The organism is Acidaminococcus sp., from assembly GCA_022482815.1.
Classification (GTDB): Bacteria; Bacillota; Negativicutes; order Acidaminococcales; family Acidaminococcaceae; genus Acidaminococcus.
This window is the reverse complement of the sequence record JAKVOM010000001.1, coordinates 2,395,733-2,419,562: the sequence shown is the minus strand read 5'-3', so window position 1 is coordinate 2,419,562 and position 23,830 is coordinate 2,395,733. Positions and strand designations below refer to the sequence as shown.

General features: G+C 47.2%; 21 protein-coding genes, 1 other RNA gene and 1 riboswitch. Of the genes, 19 read left to right on the top strand and 3 right to left on the bottom strand.

The window, feature by feature from the left end; genetic code table 11:
• From LKE33_10410 to LKE33_10395, 4 genes are all read left to right on the top strand, one after another.
• The gene (locus LKE33_10410) at positions 1 to 786 is read left to right on the top strand and encodes a YlmH/Sll1252 family protein (GenBank protein ID MCH3951330.1); all 786 of its coding nucleotides are present in this window, start codon (positions 1 to 3) and stop codon (positions 784 to 786) included.
• 24 nt (positions 787 to 810) lie between these two features.
• The gene (locus LKE33_10405) at positions 811 to 1,500 is read left to right on the top strand and encodes a histidine phosphatase family protein (GenBank protein ID MCH3951329.1); all 690 of its coding nucleotides are present in this window, start codon (positions 811 to 813) and stop codon (positions 1,498 to 1,500) included.
• On the top strand, positions 1,487 to 1,768 hold the full coding sequence (locus tag LKE33_10400) for a hypothetical protein (GenBank protein MCH3951328.1): 282 nt from the start codon (positions 1,487 to 1,489) through the stop codon (positions 1,766 to 1,768). Before LKE33_10405 ends, LKE33_10400 begins: the two co-directional genes overlap by 14 nt.
• Before the next feature lie 189 nt (positions 1,769 to 1,957).
• Positions 1,958 to 2,887, top strand: coding sequence for an NAD(P)-binding domain-containing protein (locus LKE33_10395; GenBank protein ID MCH3951327.1), 930 nt, complete (start codon positions 1,958 to 1,960; stop codon positions 2,885 to 2,887).
• 212 nt (positions 2,888 to 3,099) lie between these two features.
• On the opposite strand, the gene LKE33_10390 is transcribed toward LKE33_10395, so the two are convergent.
• The gene (locus LKE33_10390; protein ID MCH3951326.1) at positions 3,100 to 3,447 is read right to left on the bottom strand and encodes a helix-turn-helix transcriptional regulator; all 348 of its coding nucleotides are present in this window, start codon (positions 3,445 to 3,447) and stop codon (positions 3,100 to 3,102) included.
• Between the two features lie 499 nt (positions 3,448 to 3,946).
• On the opposite strand from LKE33_10390, the gene LKE33_10385 reads away from it, so the two are divergent.
• Entirely contained in the window at positions 3,947 to 4,348 is a 402-nt protein-coding gene (locus LKE33_10385) for a pyridoxamine 5'-phosphate oxidase family protein (GenBank protein MCH3951325.1), read from the top strand.
• Positions 4,349 to 4,749: 401 nt separating this feature from the next.
• Here the strand turns inward: LKE33_10385 and LKE33_10380 are convergent, their stop codons facing one another.
• Together LKE33_10380 and LKE33_10375 are read right to left on the bottom strand one after the other, a co-directional pair.
• Positions 4,750 to 9,837 carry a YadA-like family protein gene (locus LKE33_10380; protein ID MCH3951324.1) on the bottom strand — a complete coding sequence of 1,696 codons (5,088 nt, stop codon included), beginning with the start codon at positions 9,835 to 9,837 and terminating at the stop codon, positions 4,750 to 4,752.
• Between the two features lie 588 nt (positions 9,838 to 10,425).
• On the bottom strand, positions 10,426 to 11,352 hold the full coding sequence (locus LKE33_10375) for a DUF1848 domain-containing protein (GenBank protein ID MCH3951323.1): 927 nt from the start codon (positions 11,350 to 11,352) through the stop codon (positions 10,426 to 10,428).
• Between the two features lie 516 nt (positions 11,353 to 11,868).
• On the opposite strand from LKE33_10375, the gene LKE33_10370 reads away from it, so the two are divergent.
• The 14 genes from LKE33_10370 to LKE33_10305 all read left to right on the top strand — a co-directional run bounded on the left by LKE33_10370 (position 11,869) and on the right by LKE33_10305 (position 23,827).
• On the top strand, positions 11,869 to 12,126 hold the full coding sequence (locus LKE33_10370) for an HPr family phosphocarrier protein (protein ID MCH3951322.1): 258 nt from the start codon (positions 11,869 to 11,871) through the stop codon (positions 12,124 to 12,126).
• Positions 12,127 to 12,138: 12 nt separating this feature from the next.
• Positions 12,139 to 13,770, top strand: a complete 1,632-nt coding sequence (ptsP, locus tag LKE33_10365; protein ID MCH3951321.1) for a phosphoenolpyruvate--protein phosphotransferase — start codon at positions 12,139 to 12,141, stop codon at positions 13,768 to 13,770.
• 14 nt (positions 13,771 to 13,784) lie between these two features.
• Positions 13,785 to 14,519 carry a hypothetical protein gene (locus LKE33_10360; protein MCH3951320.1) on the top strand — a complete coding sequence of 245 codons (735 nt, stop codon included), beginning with the start codon at positions 13,785 to 13,787 and terminating at the stop codon, positions 14,517 to 14,519.
• Between the two features lie 264 nt (positions 14,520 to 14,783).
• A complete protein-coding gene (locus LKE33_10355) occupies positions 14,784 to 15,488 on the top strand; it encodes a class I SAM-dependent methyltransferase (GenBank protein MCH3951319.1) in 705 nt (234 codons plus the stop codon).
• Positions 15,469 to 16,263 (top strand): Nif3-like dinuclear metal center hexameric protein, encoded by a 795-nt coding sequence (locus LKE33_10350; GenBank protein ID MCH3951318.1) that lies wholly within the window; start codon positions 15,469 to 15,471, stop codon positions 16,261 to 16,263. The genes LKE33_10355 and LKE33_10350 overlap by 20 nt, the downstream gene beginning before the upstream one ends.
• A 12-nt stretch (positions 16,264 to 16,275) precedes the next feature.
• Positions 16,276 to 17,214 carry an HD domain-containing protein gene (locus LKE33_10345; protein ID MCH3951317.1) on the top strand — a complete coding sequence of 313 codons (939 nt, stop codon included), beginning with the start codon at positions 16,276 to 16,278 and terminating at the stop codon, positions 17,212 to 17,214.
• Positions 17,215 to 17,744: 530 nt separating this feature from the next.
• Positions 17,745 to 18,083, top strand: an RNA gene (gene rnpB, locus LKE33_10340) — RNase P RNA component class A.
• A gap of 39 nt (positions 18,084 to 18,122) precedes the next feature.
• On the top strand, positions 18,123 to 18,440 hold the full coding sequence (gene trxA / locus LKE33_10335; GenBank protein MCH3951316.1) for a thioredoxin: 318 nt from the start codon (positions 18,123 to 18,125) through the stop codon (positions 18,438 to 18,440).
• A gap of 15 nt (positions 18,441 to 18,455) precedes the next feature.
• On the top strand, positions 18,456 to 19,385 hold the full coding sequence (locus LKE33_10330) for a glycosyltransferase family 2 protein (GenBank protein ID MCH3951315.1): 930 nt from the start codon (positions 18,456 to 18,458) through the stop codon (positions 19,383 to 19,385).
• 51 nt (positions 19,386 to 19,436) lie between these two features.
• Positions 19,437 to 19,559, top strand: a riboswitch (cyclic di-AMP (ydaO/yuaA leader).
• A 19-nt stretch (positions 19,560 to 19,578) separates the two neighbouring features.
• Positions 19,579 to 20,265, top strand: coding sequence for an NlpC/P60 family protein (locus LKE33_10325; protein ID MCH3951314.1), 687 nt, complete (start codon positions 19,579 to 19,581; stop codon positions 20,263 to 20,265).
• A gap of 143 nt (positions 20,266 to 20,408) precedes the next feature.
• Positions 20,409 to 20,789: a metal-dependent transcriptional regulator gene (locus LKE33_10320; GenBank protein MCH3951313.1), complete on the top strand. Its 381-nt coding sequence runs from the start codon at positions 20,409 to 20,411 to the stop codon at positions 20,787 to 20,789.
• A gap of 52 nt (positions 20,790 to 20,841) precedes the next feature.
• Positions 20,842 to 21,258, top strand: coding sequence for a GNAT family N-acetyltransferase (locus LKE33_10315; GenBank protein MCH3951312.1), 417 nt, complete (start codon positions 20,842 to 20,844; stop codon positions 21,256 to 21,258).
• A 245-nt stretch (positions 21,259 to 21,503) separates the two neighbouring features.
• A complete protein-coding gene (locus LKE33_10310) occupies positions 21,504 to 22,208 on the top strand; it encodes a response regulator transcription factor (protein ID MCH3951311.1) in 705 nt (234 codons plus the stop codon).
• Between the two features lie 23 nt (positions 22,209 to 22,231).
• A complete protein-coding gene (locus LKE33_10305; GenBank protein MCH3951310.1) occupies positions 22,232 to 23,827 on the top strand; it encodes a cell wall metabolism sensor histidine kinase WalK in 1,596 nt (531 codons plus the stop codon).
• Positions 23,828 to 23,830: the final 3 nt, after the last annotated feature.

Sequence of the window (23,830 nt, the reverse complement as noted above, 5' to 3'; positions counted from 1 at the left end):
ATGGCTGACAGAGAAAAAATCTTACGTTTTTTTAAGTCCGGCGGTGACGAAGAATTTGCCGGCAAAATGCTGGATTTAGCGGATGCGGCACGGCGCAGCCGCCGCTTTAAGATAAGCGGATTCATGGATCCCCACGAACAGAATGTGGCTGAAATCGTAGCTGCCAACTTCCCGCAGATCCGTCTTGAGAGAAATGGCGGATTCCTCAATGCGGAACGGATGCGAGTCGCTTTTATCTGTGATGACTTTTACGGACAGCCGGATTTTGCCATTGCAGCTCTGCAGGTGCTCTGGGATAAGCGCTATTATGACCTGGGTCACCGCGATGTGCTCGGTGCCTTTATGGGTATGGGCTGCACGCGGGATGTATTGGGCGATATTGTTTTTAATAGCGACGGCTGTCAGATGGTCGTCGATAAGCCTATGGTTCAGTATGTGCTCAGCAACCTGACCAAAATCGGAGCAGCTGTCGTGGAAGTTAAAGAAATTGGTCTTGACGAACTCAAAGAAAAAGAACAGCGTGTAAAAATTATCTCTGCTACCGTATCTGCACTGCGGCTGGACGCCGTAGCCGCTGCCGGCTATGGGGTGTCCCGCAGCCGTATGGCTGACGAAATCAAGGGACTTAATGTCCGGGTCAACTGGCAGGATGCTAAGAGTCCTTCGATGCCGGTTAAGGAAGGGGATATTATATCCTTCCGTTCCCGCGGACGCGTAGAACTGGCTGAAGTGCGGGGAACGACGAAGAAAGGCCGTATAGGAATCACGCTGAAGCGGTACATTTAACGGAAAGTGACAGGGGGAATCGTGATGATTTTACTGGTCCGGCATGGGGAAGCCGCACATCATGTACAGTCGCTGACTGGGGGCTGGACCGACTCAGAACTGACGCCGCGCGGTAAGTGGCAGATGCAGCGCCTGGCGAACGTTCTGTCCCGGGATTTTCAAAATCAGCCCAAACCGAAAGTGTATGTCAGTGATCTGCAGAGAGCAGCGCTGGGCGGCAGTTTGATTGCTCATGCTGTCGGTGCTGAAGAAATCATTCCGTGTTCGTTTTTGAGGGAAAAAAATAATGGCAAAGCCGCCGGGCTTTCAGTGGAAGAGGCTAAGGCCTTTTACCATCCGCCCCTGACAGGCCGGGAAGTCGACCATGTAAATTATGATGGGGGCGAAACGCGGCGTACCTTCTATGAACGGACAGTGGCGGGTTTTGCTCCGCTGCTTAAGGAAAAAGGACCGCTTATTCTTGTTTCCCACAAAGGAACTATCCAGAATATATTATTTTACTGGCTCAATCTTTCTATTGACGAAGTAGTGGAGAAACGGATTTCTTTTGATATCCGGCCTGCATCACTTACAATGATCGGAATCAATAAATGGGGAGAGCATTCCGTATTTCTGCTTAACGAAACGAGTTATTTGACAGGGGACAAGGAACCGGCTGAGTTCGGACTTTTCCACTATCCGATGGCTGAAGGAGAAGAAAATGGGATTCTTTGATAAGAAATTCGATGTCTATAAGGAAAAGGGAAAGCGGGTTGAATGGAAAAAGGCCCGTACTGCACTGAAAGAGGCCGGTATTTCCATTTCCTCTTCGGAAGTACCGTCGGAAGCTCCCGTTTGTGGCTGCGGCGCCAAACTCGACATCCGCGACTTTGGTCCCAAAGGTAAAATCGACCGCAACTGGTACTACATCATGGTGGCCAAAGAAGACATCGAAAAGGCCAGAAACGTGCTGAAGGAGAAAGGCTTCCCGGTGGCATTGTAAGAATGAAGCTGCAGATTTGCTGTGCTGAATAGCTGGATATAAAAATTTAGAGCAGTAAGACAATGACCGAGCATTGTCTCGCTGCTCTTTTTGCGTCTGCTTGATATGGTTAAAGTCTGGAGAGATAATAAGATTAACTTAATTGGTTTTTCTTAGTTATTTTCTCTTAAGAAATAAAGGAGATAAGAAATGAAGGTCGTATTTATCGGGGATTTTCCTGATCAGACAGTAAGAAAAATTAAGAGCAATTTTTCTTCCGCGTGGGAAGTCGTAATGATTACAGAAGATAAGGCTGTTCAGGAGATTGAAGATGCGGATGTAATCATACCGGAACATATCAAAATCAATGCAGAATTTCTTTCTCATGCGAAGAAATTAAAGTTGGTTCAGACGGGCGTTGGTTATGACAATGTGAATCTTGAAGATTGTTCCAGGTTTGGTGTTAAGGTCTGCAATGCTTCCGGAATTAATACGGAAGCGGTAGCGGAACATGTGTTAGCCTTTATTTTATGCTGGTACAAAAATATTGTGTATCTTGACCATTTTATGAAGCTTCATAAGGATGAGCACTTTTTGCAATATGAAGGCGCAGAATTATCCGGGAAAACGATAGGGATTATTGGACTGGGGAACATTGGCAGGAAAGTTGCTGAGTATTGCCATGCATTTCATTTGAATATACTGGGTTACAGCAGACACAGAAAAAATATATCTGGAATAATGCAGGTAAATCTTGAAACTTTATATGCTAAGAGTGACATTGTGACAATTCACGTGCCATTGACTCCTGAAACTGAAAAGATGATAGATAAAAACGCTTTCCTTCAAATGAAATCAGACGCATTACTGATTAATACGTCGAGAGGAAAAGTGGTAAACGAAGCGGATCTTGTTGAGGCATTACAGACAAAGCAGATTGCCGGTGCATGCCTGGACGTATTTGAAAAGGAACAACTGCCGCCGGATAGTCCTTTACGTGATATGGACAATGTGCTCCTAACGCCGCATACAGCAGGATTACCTGACGGCGTAAAATATCATGAAAAAAGGGTTAAATTTTTTGCCGGCCAGGTAGAAAAATTAATACGTGGAGAAGCGCTGGACAATTTATTAAATTAAAAATCTTGTGGCATTAAATCTTTGACTGCAGTCAAAAGGTCTGTGAAGCAATGCTTGATTATTGCTTCACAGCCTTTTTTTCACAGTCTGCAAACTACCGGCACAAATAGATAAGTGGTTTGCAGTGAATTATAAAGACGGCCTGTTTTATAGCTGCCTTTTTAGGAATCCGCCAAAGCAAATATTCGTACGAGTGTACCAGCCGCTAAAAACTATTTACTTAGCACTTTATCTCCCTGATACTGCGCCTGGTACTGCTCGCCCCACACCCGCATGGCGTCCAGAATCGGCTTCAGACTCTTGCCCAGACTGGTTAAGCTGTACTCTACACGCGGCGGAATTTCTGCGTATATGCGTCGGTCGACAAGACCTTTGGCTTCCATATCCCGGAGTTGGGCGGTCAGTACTTTTTGAGACACGTGACCAATAGATTTCTTTAGCTCCCCGAAGCGCTTCTTTCCTGGCATCAAATCGCGCAGAATGAGCACTTTCCATTTATTTTCGATGAGCATAAGTGTTGTTTCCACCGGGCAGGGGGGTAATTGTTTCACTGGCAGCATGGTACGCCTTCTTTCTTTAGTTTCTATTTGATACTTAGCATTAAATTTGCGGCTTAGATTCTAGAATAAAGTTTACAAACATTATAGCGCTGCATAATAGGGAGTGCAATTCAAGTCCTTCAGAATGACCGTAGATTTTAAAATCATTTTTTTCGGCCGATAAATTTGTAAAAATTGCAGAAACAGGAAAATGTTATCTCCGCATAATTACACATTAGTTTCCCTATGGTAACTACAGCACAATATTGTGCTTACTTTACATATGAGCCCGTAGTGCCTATAACATAGATATGAGCTGAGGAAAGCGGCCGCACCAAAGCTTAATGAAAAACAAAGTGGGGGAAGACTCACTTTTAAACTATCCGGGTATCTTAGAAAGATGTTCCGGCGCTTCTGGAGTCCTCGTAATTCCGCCGGTTCTAAAGATTAGGAAAATCCCGTCCATTGAGTATCAATGGGAATTCACGTAAAATAATCACTTATCGGAGGTATATATATCATGAACGATGTCGTAAAGTTTTTGCTGGAAAATCCTGTGCAGTATCTGGCTACTGTAGGCCGTGACGGCAAGGCAAAGTGCCGTCCTTTCATGTTTGCCGGGGAAATGGATGGTAAACTGTGGTTCTGCACGAATAATACCAAGGAAGTCTATAAGGATATGCAGGCTAATCCCTACATCGAAGTTACTGTTTCCAGCCCTTCTTATGCATGGATTCGTCTGAATGGCAAAGCTGTTTTTGAGGACAATAGGGCAGCCAAAGAAATGTGCTTCCGGAATCCTACCGTCAAAGGGCAGTACGGCAAGCCGTCTAATCCCATCTTCGTAGTGTTTTATCTGAAGGACGCTCATGCCGTCATTGCTGACTTTTCCGGCAATCCGCAAAAGGAATATAACTTGTAATAAGAGTAACCGTAAAATATAACGCTCAAGATCTGTTTATGCAGTGTCTTGCCTTGAAATAGAGGCTGTGAAGAAATAAAAAGGCGCCTTTGGCTTTTAGCTTATGGCATTTAGCTTCGTCTGCAGCAGTGTGATAAGGCTTTTGATTCAAATAAAATAATAAAAACCTGAAATTTAGCAGTCAATCTAAATTTCAGGTTTTATTTTTATAAGTTCGCAGAAAAATGCTTTGTCATTTTTCTTCCACGAGCGGCCAGCAACCGGCGACCTGCGTAAAAGGAGCCGTGCAAAATGAAATCATTTTTGCACGGCTCCTTAAAGTGGGAAATGGAGAATATCACACGGAAAGAGGGAGAGGGATAACACTCTTCCAAATATTGAATTCTCCCAAACAAGCTGCTTTAAGCGTTGGTCTTATTGAGCTTATTGACACGTACACGTTCAATGGTTGGATTTCCGTCTTTATCTTTTTGAATTGTATCGATACGAATGTATCTCAGTTCAGGTGAGAAGTCCTTCACGAGGCGGCTGAGTTCAGGATCGGTTGACCCGGCACCGCTTTGAACGATACGGTAAACGATTGCGGCAAATTCATAACGGCTCATCATGCGGTCACCATGGAAGAGTCCGTCAGGATAGCCCTTCAGCACACCGTTACCGGCAAGCTTGGAGACGTATTCATAAGCCCAGTGGTTTTCTGCCACATCAGGGAAGAGGTCGCTCTTCATAGGATCGATCTTCATGCCGTGGGCCGCTCTAAGTTCGGCAATCTCAGCGCTTTGTTCCGCCAGAGCTTTACGCATATCGCGGATTTCCTTGGCCATGGCCACGCGGGAATTGGAAACATGGTTCTTCTGGCCGAGCTTGAAGGTGACGCCGGCATTGACCATGTTTTCACCGCCGCCTATGGAAGCTCCGACACTGAACATCACGTCTTCAGTCGGACGATAGAAGGCACCCAGGGCCATAGCATTGGCACCGCGATAATTACCGTAGCCGCCTGCAAAGTCCCACTTGTCATCGGGATCGAAATCATTGGGGTGGAGGGCAGCAAGAGCCGCTGCATTGGCACCGGCGTGACTGATGCGGTTGTCGAGGTTATCAATGCGTCCATCGACACGCTCAAATTCGTTTTGGACGTCCATGGTAAGTCCGTGCAGCTGGCTGACGTTGACGGCATCTGTAGATGCGGTGCCTGGAGCCACGTTATGAATTTGGTTACCGCCCATATTTACGTTGGTTCCGTTTTCTACCTTCAAATCCCCGCCGTTGACAGTCAGGTTGTTGGTCGTAACAGAATTAAGCCCCGTCAGATCGGAAGCCAGCTGAACCTTGAAACCAGTCGTTCCGTCGTCTGTTGAGAAGCTGTTGACCCCGATATTGTTATTCGTGAGCGTACCGGTGGCACCGCCCTGCAGGGAAAGCTGTGTATTCAGTACCCGATTTACGGCTGTTCCATCATCTCCGACGAAGGATAAACCGTCAGACATGGTGGCTACTGCGTATGTAGATTCATTCGAGTTTGCTGCTCCCCGGCGCATCCGGCTGGAAGTATTTGCTGTTCCGGAAAGGGCCGCACGGTTAATGGTAGCGCTGCCATCCAGGTTCGAAGAAGCCGTAGTTGCGGTAAGTTTTGCAGTCTGCTGTCCATTGTTATTCTTCAGCGTTAAGGAGCCGTCCTGCGTATCGCTGCCAAGGACGACGTCCTTGTTGAGCTTAACGACCATAGAGTGGCTCTCACTATCGGCAACAACACCGATATTGCCATTTGTCAGCTGCTTATCGAGACCATCGGTCGTCGTAATGCGGTTTCCATTAAGATCCGTGGTCTGACCGACGACATTCATATGGCCGTCAGATCCTACATCGACGACATTCCGATTTTGTGCAAGATCCGAGTTATCGCCTAAATAGTGATGATCGCGGGTTGCATAGTAGAGCTGGGACCCGTTGATCGCATCAGTACTGCCGGCTCCGACAAGTCCGGCACCTACGTTCTGGATGCGGCGTTCCTTGCCTGAACTGCCCACGGTGACGACACCGCTTGCGTTTGAACCGGCAAATTGTGGTGTCGTACCGTCGCGTTTCTTATAGGTATCCTCGGAATATGCTCCTACACCGGCTGTTGTATTGTCAGATGTCTTTTTAGCAGAACTTCCCGACCCAATATAGGCGGAATTACCAACTGTGGCGTTGACATTGCTGCCCAGGATTTGTACATTGCTCAAGTTCGACTTATTGCCTGCATTGTTAACATCGACAGTATTGTTATTACCCACAATGTTGATGTTTTCGGTTTTATTGAGCTTGGAGTCGAGGTTGCGGCCTTTAACAGTGTTGCCAAAACCATCGATGGTAACGCCTGTCAGGCTTCCTGCTTCAGCAGCGGTACTATCTGCTCCCTGAACCTTGTTGCTGGAACCACTAATCTGGACGTCCTTGATGGTAAAGCCTTCATTTTCCTGACTGACGATATTTTTGTTGCCCACCATATGAGCGTCAGTGACGGAACCAACATGATCATCCTGATTGTTATTGATGGCGGAAATGGTGTTATCGTTGCCAACCATGCCCGATTCATAAATTGGATCTACCTTACCGGAACCTGTGTTTTTCATTGTATTACCGGTACCAAAAGCATGGCTGCGGTCTCCTACTATATTATTATGAGAACCCACGACGGTAGAAGTTGCACCTTTAACTTGCGTTTCTGTACCTGCGGCAATGGAATCTTTTGCGCCGGCAAGGGTTCCGGCACTCTTGCCAATGGCGACAGAGCCATTACCGGCAGCCACGGCCTGATCGCCTGCTGCAACGGCGCTGTCTCCGGATGTTTCAGCGTAATAGCCGATAGCAATTGACTTGTTGCCTTGATTGGAGGCCTCATTGTCTTGGTTGACTTGGTTATAGTTGGTTGCTCTCGTTCCGATGGCGATGGAATGATCGGTCTGTGCTACGGAACCGGAACCGATGGCTACGGAACGTTCTCCGTTTGCTGCCGTGTTGTGATTGCTGTCGCCGCTGTCACCGGAATCTACAGGTCCTTCCGAACCAATAGCAATACTGCCGGCTCCCACTGCTTTGGTGTTGTTACCTACGGCAACAGCGTCATCAGCTTCCGCTGCAACGCCCGGCCCGATAGCCATGGCATTTTTATTGTCTGCTGATGCTCCGTTATTATCTTTATTGTTCTGGTTGGTTTCCGCATTGGAGCTAACGGAGAAATACTTCTGTTTAAGGGATTCAATGCTGCTTGTCAATGCAGAAATCTTAGTATCTACATAAGATTGGGTAACGCCGCCTGTCGTACCGCTCCCCGACTGGATTTTGGACTCAACCAACTTCAACTGTCCCACGGTAGCGGCATCACTGTCGGCAGAACCGTCCGCTACATTGGAAATGCGGCGCAAATTGTCACTTTTTCCTACGGAAATATAACTCGTAGGCACTGCTTGATTCGTCAGATAGCCGGTTCCTGAAACCTCGCTTGTTGCATCGGATCCGGAACCGATAGCAATATTGCCGTGTCTGGCCGTGGAATTAGCACCAAAAGCGATACTGGATCCATCGTAGGCATGAGCATTTTCACCGAGCGCTAAGGTATAGTCACCATTGGCAAGGGCGGCCCGTCCAATAGCTGTACCGTTGCTGTAAGCTTTGGCCTGGGCACCGATGGCTGTTGCATATTGAATGCTGGAAGAAGCACTGTTATCGGAAAAATCGTTAGCCTTGTAGCCAATGGAGACGTTGTAACCATTTTGCGGATTATCCGTGGATGCTTCCGTCTGGAATCCCTGGCCGGCTTCCGAACCAACAGCTACGTTGTAGTTGCTGTGGACATTGGATCCGGCGTTATTACCAACGGCGACGTTAGCCGTGCCGATTACATTCTGACCGGCTTTGACGCCGATGGAGATAATAGCGCCATCCACATTGGCCCGCTTGGAATCTGATCCAACACCTGCCTGATTACCAATGGAGATATCACCTTCACTGGTCGCAACAGCTCCATTACCAAAGGCCTGGGCGTTGGCACTCTTACTTTGTGCTCCATTGCCAATAGCAAGACCTTTTTCGGCCGCATTTGCCTCATTTCCGAGAGCAAGACTATTCTTTTCTGATGTTGATTTGTAACCAATGGCAATTGCATTTGCTTTATTCGCTACGGATTCGGATCCAATGGCAATCGCCCGGGTCGCATTTTGTTTAACGGCTGCATTATATCCGATGGCAATAGCCTCATCTGCCGTATTCCCGTTTACGTTGTCAGCTGCAACGGAAGCACCGCTGCCAAAGGCGAGAGAATTGTTGGATCCATAGACCTTCGCATCGCTGCCGATTGCTATGCTTCCTTTAGAAACCATTGTACCGGATCCATCGACAGGAATATTTTGAACGACTGCATTATGGCCGATAGAAATGGCATCATTGCCGCGGGAATTTGCATCCGTACCGATAGAGATAGAGTCGATGCCGCCCGAACTGGTAGAAACATCCGATCCCTGATCTGCCGGCATGTCAGCGGTAACGCCCGTAATGGCGCCCTTACCGATAGCAATACCGCGATTGGCTGTTCCTTTGGTAACGGCCCCGTCGCCCAGGGCTACGCTCTGTTTGCCGTTACTGGAAGCGTTCGGTCCTACGGCAACAGAGTTATCACCATTGGCGCTTGCTTCTTTGTCCTTGAGTGTCGTCGTTTTAGTCGTCGTTGTCCCGTCTGGGTTGGTAACCGTTTCTGTATACGACGAAGTAGAGGATTTAGCCTTGAAATACTTGGTCAGGCTGGATTTTCCCGTGATGTTTCCGTCATTGTCCACGGTAAGCCCTAAAGAGTTGGCCAAATCCTCTATATTATTTTTATTCGTAGTGATATTGGATTTATTTGTATCGATGGCCGTTTTGTTGGCTTCGATATTATTTTTATTTTGCTCAATGGCAGATTTATTGGCAGCAATGTCGGTTTTATTTTGGTCTATGGCGGATTTATTAGCAGCGATGTTGGTTTTATTTGTATTGATGGAAGTTTTATTAGTAGCAATGTTTGTTTTATTCTGATCGATGGCTGTCTTATTAGCGGCAATATTGGCCTTATTCTGGTTGATGGCCGTCTTGTTGGCAGCAATGTCAGTCTTGTTCTGGTTGATGGCCGTCTTGTTGGCAGCAATGTCGGTCTTGTTCTGGTTGATAGCCGTCTTATTGGCGGAAATGTTGGCCTTATTCTGGTTAATGGCTGTCTTATTGGCGGCAATATTGGATGCATTTTGTGAAATCTTTGTAGCGTTTGCCGCAACTCGCTCCTCCAGCGTCGCTGCCTGTACTCCCAGTGGTGAAATCCATACGGATGTCATCACAAGGCATGACAAAACCAGACACCGCAGCTCCCTGCGCCGTCCTATACGCTCTGATCGGGTAAAACCACCGCTGATTTCGGAGACAACTTGCGTAAGTTGTCTTTTTTTGTTGTAGATAACCTTGTACACTCTGTTCATATTATTTTTCCCCCTTTATTTGATGCCCTATATAAAAGCAGTACATGAATACTGCTTTGTTACTGTGATTCATCAAATAATCCCTGTATATAAACAAAATAGAAAAGTAAGATGCTTTCTTCTATAACTTCCCCTCCATAGGAAAGAAGAAAGTCATCAAATCATCATTAAATCCTCCTTTAAGCAAATCAAATAAATTACGTCATTGTCTCCATTTTCAGTTCCTCTCCACTGGAACAAAAGAAATAATTTTAACAATGAAATATTATTTTATAATCATTATCTTTTTTATATTAGCTCATTCTTGATAATAAATAAAGTAAATTTATAGATTTTTACAAATTAATTCCATAATAAATAAAAATTTTATAAAAATATAATAAAATTAACAGAAAATAATAAAAATAGACAATAGTATACAATATGCCTGTGCTCTTTTGTAACCCTGAGTAGAAAAATGGATAGTAAAATCGTTGGGTCAGCAGCTTTTTGAAAAACTCCCTTAGCTATGGATAGAAACATACTTATGTAAAAATTACGTAAAAAAAGACTGCCGCGCATCAGCGTGACAGTCTTTTTTAATCAATATTAAAATAGTGTTATTTCCGGATTAATCCATGTTTTTTGCTCGGCATTGTGAATAGTGTCGCTTTTTTGCACATGGCCGATGAGGAGAGGAGAGGCTGGGTCATGAAGTTTCCAGTTGCGGTGTACGATAGTCTGGTCATAATTGGCGTAACAGTAACGGCATCCATGAAGGCACGTATTATACGCACCAATGTCAGCACCGAGGAGGCATGGGCAGCCTGGACGGGCCGTTTTCTGGACAGGTGGCCGGAGCCTGATGGAGAGAGCTTTTTCGAGAATTTCCCTGGTAAAGCAGCCTTTTGTATCGACGTTTGGCTCTTCCAGTGATGCTGACTCGTGGCAGAGGTGGATTATCATGCCGGCATCCCGGGCCGCTTTGGCAAAGGCATGGACGAGAATGTGCTGTTCTTCCTGCGATACAGTACGGATACCGGGAAAATTGCGTTTTGTTTTTTCGTAGAGATCAATGAAGCTCACAACGCAGTCTTTGGTATATCCCTGCAGCGTATGTGCCATTTTTGTAAAGGCACAGATATGGAATTCCAAGGTATAAGGGCCGGCAAGCAGGACAGGATCATAACGCCAGGCTGTGGCATCTGCACCGACAAAATGAGAGAGAGCCTTAAACGTTTCCAGTGCTTCCGGAACATCGGGGACGTGGGGCTCAATGTCCTTACCGTAAGGGGTTATCGTCATATGCCAGTACGTTCGGAACGATGCAAACTCGCCCAGATAAGGCAAAAGCGGCCGTGGATTTTTGGAGCAGAAGACAATGGCATCGACGACAGCAGGGTCTATGCGGTAACGAGTGACCCAGTCGGGCCGGTAAGGATTACGAACGAGAACATATCCCTCCCGGATCCGGTTAAGCAGCCATGGCGTAAAAAAGGCCGGAATGTCCGTCCGGCTGCCTGTATTTAAAATCATAGCGTCTCCTTTTTATGACAGAAATATTGTTCTTTCTTAATTATACACGATAAAGACAGGACTGTAGATATTCCACAAAACTAAAAAGGATGCAGCGGCCCTCTTGTTTTTTTTGACAAAAAAATAAGGGAGGGAGGGACCGCTTGCGGTGGGTATTCAGTGGGATAACAGGAATTGGTACGCTAAAGCAGCTGCCCTCGCGATTGTACTAACCATCTAACCACCATCCACTAATCACTTAGCTTCAGGTGAGGCTAAATGCCAAAAGCCAAATCTAAAAGCGCCTTTATCAGCCTTCTGCAATCTGCAGCTAACGGCTAACGGCTAACTGCCATCTGCTATCTGCCGAGCTTTGCCTGACAATCTGCCCGCACTACAGTACTAGCCACTTCCGACTAACCACTTCTTTCCCTTTCGCCCCGATTATCGGTTGCACTCTCTGTAAATAATAGATAAAATATAAAGAAAGCACAGAATTGCATTATATTTCTGTAATAAAACAAGGAGGATTTCATTATGGTTCAGTTCGCGTATACCATCAAAGACCCGGCAGGTATTCATGCAAGACCCGCAGGCATGCTTGTAAAATTGGCTAATGGCTTCAAATCCAGCATCAAAGCTGAAGGCAATGGTAAAAAAGGTGATCTGAAGAGAATTTTTACGGTTATGGGCATGGGCATTAAGTCCGGCATGACCATTAATGTTACGGTAGAAGGCGAAGATGAAAAAGCTGCAGCAGAAGCTGTAGAAAAATTCCTGAAGGAAAACTTATAAGCGGGGGATTGTATGTTTGTACTTAGCGGCAAAGGAGTTTCTGCAGGAGTTGCTGCAGGCCCTGTTCTGGTCAAACCTGCAGCCCGGCAGCAAATGGGTGTTACGCTCGTCAGGAGTCTGAATCCGGAAGCTGAACTCGTGCGTTACCATAAAGCCCAGCAGAAGGTGTTGGCGCAGCTTGAAGCCCTGCAGGAGAAAACAAAAAGAGAAATTGGGGAAGACGAAGCGGCAATTTTTGAAATGCACGCCATTATGGTGCAGGACCCCGATTTAAATGAAATGATTGAAGGCTTCATCAAGGAGCACCAGCTGACTGCGGAAGCGGCCGTACAGACCGCAGGTGAGCAATTTGCCGGGATGCTGGAATCCATGGATGATGACTATATGAAAGCACGCGGAACGGATGTGCGGGATATCGCCGGTCAGCTCGTCGAAGCGCTCTCTGCGAGAGACGGCGATTGGATCAGCAAGATTACGCAGCCCGTCATTTTGTGTGCCGACGATCTGACTCCGAGTGAGACAGTGCAGCTCGATAAACGGATGCTGCTTGGCTTCATCACAAGCGGCGGCAGCGCCAATTCCCACACGGCAATCCTGGCCCGGACCATGGGGATTCCTGCTGTGGTCAATACGGGAGAAACGATTCCGGAGGAATTTAATGGCCATATTGCCGCTATAGACGGTGTGGCCGGCCGAGCCTATCTGGATCCTGAACCACAGATTCTTATGGCTATCCAGAACAAGATTGCGGCAGCTAAGGCTCAGCAAAGCGAGATGGCTGCCCTTATCGGAGCCCCGACAGTCACAAAGAGCGGACGTAAGATTGACCTGTTTGCCAATGTAGGTCAGGTTTCTGATATGCCCCTTGTGATACAGAATGACGCGGAAGGCGTAGGCCTTTTCCGCAGTGAATTCCTGTATTTGGGACGCGATGATTATCCAACGGAAGATGATCTTTTTGAAGCTTATCGTACGGCTGCCCAGGCACTCAAGGGTAAAAAACTCGTCATCCGTACACTGGATATCGGTGCAGACAAAAAAGCATCTTATTTCGACCTTCCGGAAGAAGAAAATCCGGCTCTCGGCATGCGGGCCATTCGTATTTGTCTGCGCCGTCCGGAAATTTTCTATACCCAGCTCAGAGCTATTTTGCGGGCTTCCGCTTACGGGAAGGTTGCTGTGATGTTCCCGATGATCACATCAATAGAAGAAATTCAGGCTGCCAAAAAGATTCTCAAGGTAGCTATGGAGCAGCTGGTAAAGGAAGGCGTTCCTTTCGATGAAAAGCTGGAAACGGGAATTATGATTGAAACCCCGGCAGCAGCCGTCATCAGTGATGAACTGGCGGAAGAAGTAGATTTCTTTAGTATCGGAACGAATGACCTGGTACAGTATACGCTTGCCGTGGACCGTCAGAATGCGGCTCTTGAAGAAATGGCAAGTGCGGGCCATCCGGCTGTACTGAGGCTGATTCATAAGACAATTCGCGCCGGTCATGACGCCGGTATCTGGGTAGGAATCTGCGGGGAAGCCGCGGCCGATCCGAAATTGATTCCAACCTTTATTGACATGGGAGTGGATGAACTCAGCATGTCTCCGGCCAAAATTCTGAAAACCCGGAAACTCATCCTCTCTCTGCCTTGAAAGAGGGCAGATTTATGATCAATCTTGATTTAAAAAGAGCCGTCGACAAGGCGATTGAAGCATCGCCGGAAAAACGGGTCTTTCCGCTGCTCTTTGAGGATGAACCGTATTTTGTAAAGCGGAAGATGTCCAATGGGCGGAATAAGTTCGCCAAGCAGAATGTGGCTGCGGCCTTCTGGTGTGAAGTTTACAAAATTATGACCGTCAATCAGTATTATCCCCTGGCACCGGAAATTGTGCTGCTTGATGACGCTTACTTCGTCATGAGGTCTGTCGGTAAGACTATGCAGGGCGTGGCCAAGGAAGCACCTTGGGAATCCTGCCGAATGCACGCTTTTCGAAAGGTGGGTGAGAGCCTGGCACGGCTGCACGAATGCGGTCTTCATCACGGACGTCCGGCACTGCGTGATATTGCCTATGATAAGGAAACAGATAAAGTGACATTCCTTGATTGGGAAAATGAAAAGCAGTTTGTCAAAGCGGATCCGCGGGTTCTTGATTTATTTCTCTTTGTACACAGTTGTTTCCGGGAGAAGTTTTCTAAGAAACACCGGGAGCTCATTGATGAAGCCATGAAAGGCTATGTGGCAAGTCCTGTAGGCCGCGAAATTCATCGTCAGGCAAAGGCGCTGATTCACAGATTGGGGACGTCTTTTGGCCTTGTTCATAAACTGAGAGTTTTTGGCTGGACCGACGTGACGAGCCTCGATGAGGCAAGAGAGTATTTGCTCGGATTGGAAACAGAATAAAGTAAAAAACTGTCGCAGCGTGCTGCGGCAGTTTTTTATTTGGAAAATAAGGCCATGAGTTAGGAGTTGTGAGTTTTGAGTATGGAAATGCGAGTCTTTTCCTTCCTATTCTCAGCCAAGCGTTAGCGCTTCAGCCAGGTTACAGCGCTACAGCTTTTATCCCGTAGGTCAAGGATTTGTACACCGTGTGTTGTATTCCTATGTTATAATATAAAAGATTATTCGCAATGTATCGTATCAACCGATACTTTCAAGGAGGATATCATGAATTTTGGAGCTCGTCTGGCCGCTATTGCCGCTCTCGTGCCGCCTTGCGGTACGTTAATCGACGTGGGCACGGATCATGCCTATCTTCCCGTACTCGTAACGAGTGAGGGAAAGGTACGAAAGGCAATTGCGGGAGACATTGTCGAAGGACCGTGTGAAGCGGCCCGAAAGACCGTGGCGCTTTATCACAAAAGTGATGTGATTGAGGTGCGCCGGGGAAGCGGTCTCACAGTTGCCCGGCCGGGCGAAGTCAATGTCATCGTTATTGCCGGCATGGGTGCCGGTACAATGCTCCAGATTCTGGAAGCTTCGCCTGCTGTCTGGAAAGACGCAGCCTGCACTTCCATGGTGCTGCAGCCCATGAGCGATAGTGAGCTCCTGCGCCATTGGAGTGAAGAACATGGCTGGGGGATTGTAGGGGAAAATCTTGTAGAGGAAAACCACAAAATCTATGAAATTCTGGTGCTGCAGAAAGATTCAGCGTACCGTTATCCCGGAATTTCCTATTTCGTAGGGGATGATGTGGTAAGAAAGCATCATCCGCTGCTCGTTCCTTTTACTAAACACCTCCTGGATAAATATAATCATGTGCTCACTTCAATGCAGCATAGCCAGGCTGCAAAAAAGAGTCAGCACTACCTGGAATGTGAAACAATTAAAAAACAATTGGAGGAGATACTCAATGGAAACAAAAGTCAGTGATATCTGCGTCTTCATGAATGAACTGGCCCCGCTTGCTTATGCGGAAAAATGGGATAACCCCGGCCTGCTCCTGGGTCATATCGAAGCCCCGGTTCATAAGATTATGGTCGCCCTCGACCTCATGCCGGATGTAGCCGAACAGGCCATCGAAGCCGGTGTGGATATGGTCATCACTCATCATCCGTTTTATTTCAAGCTTCCATCTTCCCTCGTTGTCACGGACACAAAGATGGAGATGACCTATGAACTGATTAAACATGACATCGCTGTTTATGCGGCTCATACTAATCTTGACGCAGCTAAGGGCGGCGTCAATGATGTGCTGGCCGGTCTTCTGAACTTAAAAGATGTAACGGAAATTCCCCGCAAGGAATGCCCGGAACAAGGCCTTGGCCGGATTGGTATGCTCGATGAACCGATGCCGCTCAAGGAATTTGCCAAGTATGTTAAAAAGGCGCTCGGTGCCAAGCATCTGAACTTTGCCGGCGGCGATGAACCGGTTTTCAAAGTTGCTGTCATTGGCGGCGGTGGAGCTGATTTGATGGAAGACGCTATGGCGGCCGGTGCCGATACGCTGGTAACGGGCGATTTGAAGTACCATGTGGCACAGAGAGCCCTGAACCTTGGCATTAATATCGTAGACGGCACGCATCAGCTGACTGAATCTCCGGTCATCGATCAATTGGAGAAAGTACTGAGAGGCTGGGTCACCGAAACCGATCGGGATATTGAAATTCTTCGTGCTCATGAAGAATTAGTTATGCAGTCTGTGTAATAAGAGGTGCCCATGATTAAAGAATTCCAACTGGGTAACGAAATGGAGCAGCCTTGCCTGGTCAGGCTCCAAAAGGTAGGCACTTCTTCAAACGGCAAACCGTATGCAAAAGGGCTGCTGGAAGATAACAGCGGCTGTATTCCTTTTATCTGTTTTGAAATGGGACCTATTACCCGGCTTCGGGCTATGACCGGCCCTTCTCCGTATATCATCGGAGGCAAAGTCGAAGCCAATAAATACTCCAATACGATGATGCTGCAGGTCATTGTACAAAAAGCAGTGCCGGCAGGGGAACATGATGATATTTCCAATCTGCTGCCGCAGGGCAACATTGACCGTGAGCAATTAGAAACGGAATTCAAGACATTTATCGCCCGCGTCCAGGATGAAGGCCTGCATACGCTGCTTCAGACAATTTATTCCGGCGCTCTCTACGAGCGGTTCATCCGGAATCCTGCAGGGATGCGCCTGCATCACGCGTATGTCGGCGGCCTGCTGCACCATACCGTGTCAATGACAAGACTGGCATGTGCCATGGCACGTGCCATTGGCGGCGTCGATATGGACCTTGTCATTGCGGGGGCCTTGCTGCATGACCTCGGTAAAATCAGGGAAATTTCGGCAGACCTGGGATTTCCTTATACGACTGAAGGCAGACTGATGGGACATATCGCTATGGGGGCCATGATGGTGAGTCAGGTCAGTGCGAAGATTCCTTCTCTTTCCGTAGAAAAACGGGAACATCTGCTGCATATCATCTTGTCCCATCATGGGGATAAGGAAAAGGGGTCTCCGGTTTTCTGCGCGACGAAAGAAGCTTTTATCGTGCATTATGCAGACGAACTGGATTCCATTATGAACCAGTTCCATGAAAAAGAGGGTAATGACCCCTGGGAGTACGATAAAATGCTTCAGCGGTATTTGTATAAAGGCGAAGCAGGTAAACTTTGAAATAGACAAGAATAGATGCAGCAGCCCCCAGCCCTCAGCCCTCTTGTTTTCCTCCGGAAAATAAGAGGGGGACCGCTTGCGGTGGGTGTTCAGTTGGATAACAGGGATTGGTCCGCTAAAGCACCTGTAAAATCTAAACCAAATCGCAATGTAGCACACTAGTGACCCTCTTCGACGTCGCTGCGCGACATTGAAGAGGGGGAACCGCAGGAAGGCCCGATGGTATCGGGCTTTCCGGAAAGCGGTGGGTGATGACCCTTTCTGCCGAAGGCTTATTTTATTACTTACTGTCCGCTTCTTTCTTCCTCAAGAATCCGCTAGAAAAAATACTCGCAGGAGTGTACTAACCACTGTTCCCACTATTCACTAGCCACTTTTTTGTACTGCAGCAGAATGAGCTAAATGCCAAATGCTGAATGCTAAAAGCGCCTTTATGGCCGTCAGGCAAACTGGCAGCTAACTGCTGCCTGCCATCTGCCATAATTTTCAGATACTTGCCACCGGTTCCTTCATATGATATATTCAGTAACGTGAGTGCGAAAGATAATCGCGGCAGCGAAAGCTGATGAGGAAAGTCCGAGCTCCACAGGGCAGGATGCTGGATAACGTCCAGTGGGGGTGACCCCAAGGAAAGTGCCACAGAAAATAAACCGCCGGCTTGCCGGTAAGGATGAAACGGTGCGGTAAGAGCGCACCAGCGGTCAAGTGATTGGCCGGCTAGGTAAACCCCATCCGGAGCAAGACCTAATAGGGAAGGGATGAAGCGGCCCGCTGATCCTTCCGGGTTGCGTCGCTTGAGTCCATAGGTAACTATGGAACTAGATAAATGATTATCGTAACAGAACTCGGCTTAGTGAGCACTCACACATTTTTTCTCGTTACTGTCTTTTTGACAGAGGAGGTACATTATGGAATTACTTTATGTAGGAAGTAAATCGGAATTTGATAAAATTATCTCTACGACGGATCATCTTGTGATTGTGGATTTCTGGGCAACCTGGTGCGGACCCTGCCAGATGGTAGCTCCTGTCATCGAACAACTTTCCCTGGAACATCCGGACGTACAGGTAGCTAAGGTAGATGTGGATCAGCTTCCGGACGTGGCTCAGCAATTTGGCATTGCGGCTATTCCGACGGTTATTTATTTTAAAGGCGGAAAAGAAGTAGAACGCTACACAGGCGTGCAGCCGAAGGCTGTGTATGAAAACGCCATTGCTTCAGTATAAGAAGAGATGAATGGCATGAAAAAAATTTCCTTTGTTGTACCAATGTTCAACGAAGAAGAGAATATCCATGAATTCTACAGGCGCATTACGGAAGTAATGGCGCCTTTGTCTTATGACTATGAACTTCTCTTCATTGATGATGGCTCCAAAGACAGAACGGCTGAGTTTATTCGCGAGTTATCGGAGAAGGACCATCGCGTACAGGGCTATCTCTTTTCCCGAAACTTCGGGCATCAGCTGGCACTGACCTGCGGTCTTGATCATGCTTCGGGAGATGCCGTAATTTCTATGGATGGAGATTTGCAGCACCCGCCTGAACTTGTACCTGAACTGATTAAAAAATGGGAAGAAGGGTACGAGATTGTGCAGACTGTCCGGGAAGCTACGGAAGATGCTACAGCGTTCAAGAATATAACTTCTAAGCTGTATTACAAGTTAATCAACGCTATGTCCGAAGTACGGATTACCCCGGGCGGATCAGATTTTCGTCTGATGGACAGAAAAGCCGTCGACGCACTCTGTTCCTACCGGGAACGGGCTCGGTTTATTCGTGGCATGGTGAATAATCTTGGATTTCGTTACACGGCAATTCCTTTTGTGGCACCGCCGCGTTTTGCCGGTCATTCAAAATTCAGCCTGAAGAAAATGATCCGTTTCGCCCTGGATGGGATTACGGGCTTTTCACGCGTACCGCTGCGCCTTGCTTTTTACGCAGGACTCATCTGTGGCATTGGCAGCTTACTCTTTTTGCTGCATGTTTTTTACGTCAAATATATTGCCGATGATGCGGTTCCCGGCTGGTCCACACTGGCAGCTGCCCAATTCTTCCTCGGCGGCGTGGAGCTTATGGGAATTGGCATTGTTGGGGAGTACGTGGGACGCATTTTTGATGAGGTGAAGCAGAGACCGCTTTATATAGTCCGTGAACATATTGTGAAAAAATAGCCCAAAATTGGACAAATAAAAAGGCGGTTGTTATAATATACTCGTGTTAAATTTTTCTAAAAGCCTAATCGTAGTGATACGAGCGGAGGACCCAAAGTGGGGTGAATTTCCGTTAGGAATAGGGGATCTCGACCCGAACCCGGCAGCTAACTTCGTAGGCGTTCGAGAGGATGTGTTTATTATTATCAGGAAGATGGTGCGTGGGGTAATCTTCGCAGCGGCATTAGCTATTGCGGTATTACCCGGACAAAGTGCGAGTGCAGCTAGTCTTCATCAGGGTGAATCCGGTCCTGAGGTAGCGGCCATCCAGGAAAAGCTTTTGATGGAAGGCTACGATATCGGCATTCCTGATGGTGTGTATGGTGCCCGTACAAAAGATGCTGTTAAAAAGTATCAGGCAAGCATGGGACTTAAATCTGACGGTGTAGTTACTGAAGCTACATATGCCAAGCTGATGGGCAAGAAGATGCCGTCCTATGCAGGTGGTTATGGCCGCGGTGGTCGGTACTCCAGCGGTGCGGCAAGAAAATTGATCAGCCGTGCTTTTGAGTATGTCGGTGTGCCTTATGTATTTGGCGGCACAACGCCATGGGGGTTTGACTGCTCCGGTTATACACAGTATGTGTTCCGCCAGATTGGTGTTTCCATTCCGAGAACAGCGGATACGCAGTATTACAGTTATCCGAAGGTTTCTGCCCGAAACCTTCAGCCCGGAGATTTGGTTTTCTTTGAAACGTATGAACCGGGTCCCTCCCATGTAGGTATCTACATTGGGGATGGCAAGATGCTGCAGGCTGGTTCCAGCACGGGTGTAACCGTTTCCAACGTGTTTGACGGTTATTGGGGTGCCCGTTACATCGGCGCAGCAAGAGTTCTTTGATGAATTGAGCGTTCCTTTTGGGAAAAAAGGAACGCTCTTTTTCTGCTTTAAAGAGCACTTGCGTCCTGAAAGTTGTAAAAATGGGGTCAGCATTGTATAATAGTTAGAATAAGTAAGGGAGATTAAGATTAAGGGTGATATAAATGGAGCTGCATGAATCAGCGCAGATGTATTTAGAAACAATTCTGGTGTTAAAAAATAGACTGGGTCTGGTACGGTCAATCGATATTGCCAATGAGATGGGGTTTTCCAAACCGACAATCAGTGTAGCCATGAAGAAATTTCGTCAGGAAGGGCTCATTGAAGTGGATGAATCCGGTTTCATTTCTTTGACGGAGCAGGGACGTGATATTGCTGAGCGAATTTACGAACGGCATCAGGTTCTGACTCATATTCTGGTCAACTTAGGGGTTTCGCAGAAAAATGCGGAAGCAGATGCCTGTAAAATTGAACACGATATCAGTGATGAGACATTTGCAGTCTTAAAAAAGGAATATGCCAGATTGCTGCAGAAAAGATCTTAAGAAAAAACGGCCGGAGTATTCCGGTCATTTTTTATGGAAAGGATATCAAGCAATGGAATTCAAATTATATCGTGAACTGCCGGAAGGGGCTCGTGTTGTTCGTACAGCTGTATTTATGAAGGAACAAGGCTTTAAAAATGAATTTGATGAGATTGATGAGAAGGCACTTCACGGACTTCTTACCGAAAACGGAAATCCTGTCGGTACATTTCGTATTTTTTCGGGCGAGGAGCCAGGCGTCTTTATTTTTGGGCGCCTTGCGGTCATGAAATCCTGCCGCGGCAAAAAAGCTGGTTCCCGATTGATGCAGGAAGCCATTGCCGCCGCAAAAAAAGAGGGCGCAAAAGAAATTAAACTCCACGCTCAGGTTCGCGCCCAGCATTTCTATAAGACCTTGGGATTTACGGCCTATGGCCCCATCGAAGATGAAGAAGGCGTACCGCATCAGTGGATGAAAAAGGAAATCTGAAAAGTTGCGAGTGCTGAGAAAATCAGCAAAGTGGCAGGTCGGATGAGGATGGATTCGTTTTACCTCATTGTTTTGCCATTTTATACAAAGTCTTTCGCAGAAAACTACGATTGCCCTTTATAATTTCTTTATTTGTCTTTTCGACTTTTGCGTTGTATAATAATAAGATAAGGAAATTTTGAAGATGTATTTGTACCCATGATTTTTATGCTGCATGGGAGTTATACTTGGGAGAGGGTATAAACATGGACAGACAGCAAACAATACTGATTGCCGATGATGAAGCTCAGATTCGTGATATTTTAAGCTTATATTTTAAGAAGGAAGGATTCAAAGTTATTGAAGCAGCGGACGGCGCTGAAGCACTGTTCCAACTGCAGGCAGGCAAGCCGGATATTATCCTGCTTGATATTATGATGCCGGTATTGGATGGCTTTGAAGTCTGCAAGCAGGTCCGTAAGATTTCTGATATTCCGATTATCATGCTGACGGCCAAAGATTTTGATGATGACCGTATCCTGGGGCTTGAAATGGGTGCCGATGATTACATTTCGAAACCGTTCAATACCCGTGAGGTTGTGGCCCGCGTCAAGGCTGTCCTGCGCCGCAGCAGTCAGTTCCTGCAGTCCCAGAACAAACAGGTGCTGGAATATCCAAACTTGATGATCAATCTCAGTGAATACCGTGTTGTGGCCTTTGGCCGTGAAATTACCTTCACAGCCAAGGAAATGGAACTGCTTTGGTGCCTTGCTTCAAACCCGGGCATCGTGTTCTCACGGAACCAACTGCTTGAGAAGATTTGGGGTTATACCTACTACGGAGATACGCGGACGGTTGATACCCACATTAAGCGCGTCAGACATAAGCTGGATATCCCGAAGGATTCAACGTGGGATATCGTTACGGTTTGGGGTGTCGGTTACAAGTTTGAGGTTAAAAAAGAAAAGTGAAAAAATCACTAAGTACCAGGCTCATGTATAGTTACATGGGCCTGATTATGATTATTATCGTAGGTATTTCCATCGGACTTTCCTATCTGATTACGGATTACTTTTTCCGTACCAAGGAAGCCGAGCTCAACCAGAAAGGGTCCGAAGTCGCCCTGATTGTCCGTTATTTCAACACGATGAATACGGATACACTGATCCTGCGACAGTATCTGACCAGTGTGGACCAGCTTATCGGCGCCCGTATCTGGGTCTTTGATGCCAATAACAGGCTTTTGGCGGCTTCCGAAAGCCGGGGCGATATGGAAGCGGATCTCCGTTCGGCCCATGAGCATCCGCAGGAAGAAAGGACGAGACCTTCCAAATCAGTGGCTGCCATTGATAAGCAGCTTCGTGAAGGCGGCCCGCTGAATGACCGGGTGCAGGAAGTCCTTTCGAGCGTTTATGGCGGCAAGAAAGTGAACGCCCGCATTTTCCATCCTTACTATAAGGAACAGGTGCTTCTTGTCGGGCTGCCCATGATGGATAATCATGGTTCCATCAGCGGGGCCCTCCTTCTGGCGGCACCGATTGACGGCCTGAATAAGGTCATGAAAGACATCTATATCTATACGATTATTGTCGGAATCGTGGCTTTTCTGGCCAGCCTTATTATCGTAAGAGGACTGACCCGCCGTCTTGTGAAACCGCTGGTTTCCATGAAAAACGCGGCAAAGGCAATTGCTTCCGGCGATTATTCGCTGAAAGTCGTCGTCAAAGGCGATGATGAAGTCGCCGATCTGGGGCGTTCCCTCAATTCCCTGAGCCGTGATCTGGAACAGTTCGTACTGAAGACGCGCAAGATGGAAAAGATGCGCCGCGACTTTGTGTCCAACGTGTCCCATGAGCTGCGCATGCCGATTACGATTATACAGGGCTATAACCAGGCAATGCTTGACGGAACTGTTACGGATCCGAAAGATATTCATAAGTATCAGACACTGATTAATAACGAAACACAGCGTTTGGAACGTCTGATTAACGAACTCCTGGAAATCAGCCGTCTCCAGCGTAAGGAAAACCAGGAACTCGAGCCTGTGCCGCTCGGTGAAATTGCTGAGAATGTAGTGAATATGATCGAAGTGCAGGCCCAGAAGCGTCAGATTCGTCTGGAGACATATATTGATTCTCAGGTGCAGGTACTTGGCGTCGGCGACCGGTTATTCCAGCTGGTCATGATTCTGGGCGACAATGCCATGAAATATTCGCCCGATGATTCCACGATTATTTTCCAGGTACGGAAGAATGACAAAAAGGAACCGGTTCTGATGGTCTCGGACCACGGTTATGGAATTCCGGAAGAGGATATACCTTATATCTGGGAACGTTTCTATAAGGTGGATAAATCTCATTCCAGAAATATCCCGGGAACCGGTCTGGGTCTTGCGATTGCCAAGGAAATTATTCGCATCCATAAAGCCAAAGTACAGGTAAAGAGTAAGATCGGAGAAGGCACGACGTTTATCATTACTTTCCCGCCTGTTCCGGAAGCATCTCAAAAAGGCAGCAACAGACGGGTGGCGGAAGTGGTGGAAAATGTACATCCGACTCCGGAAGATGGTATAGATACGAAGGAGGAATGATTG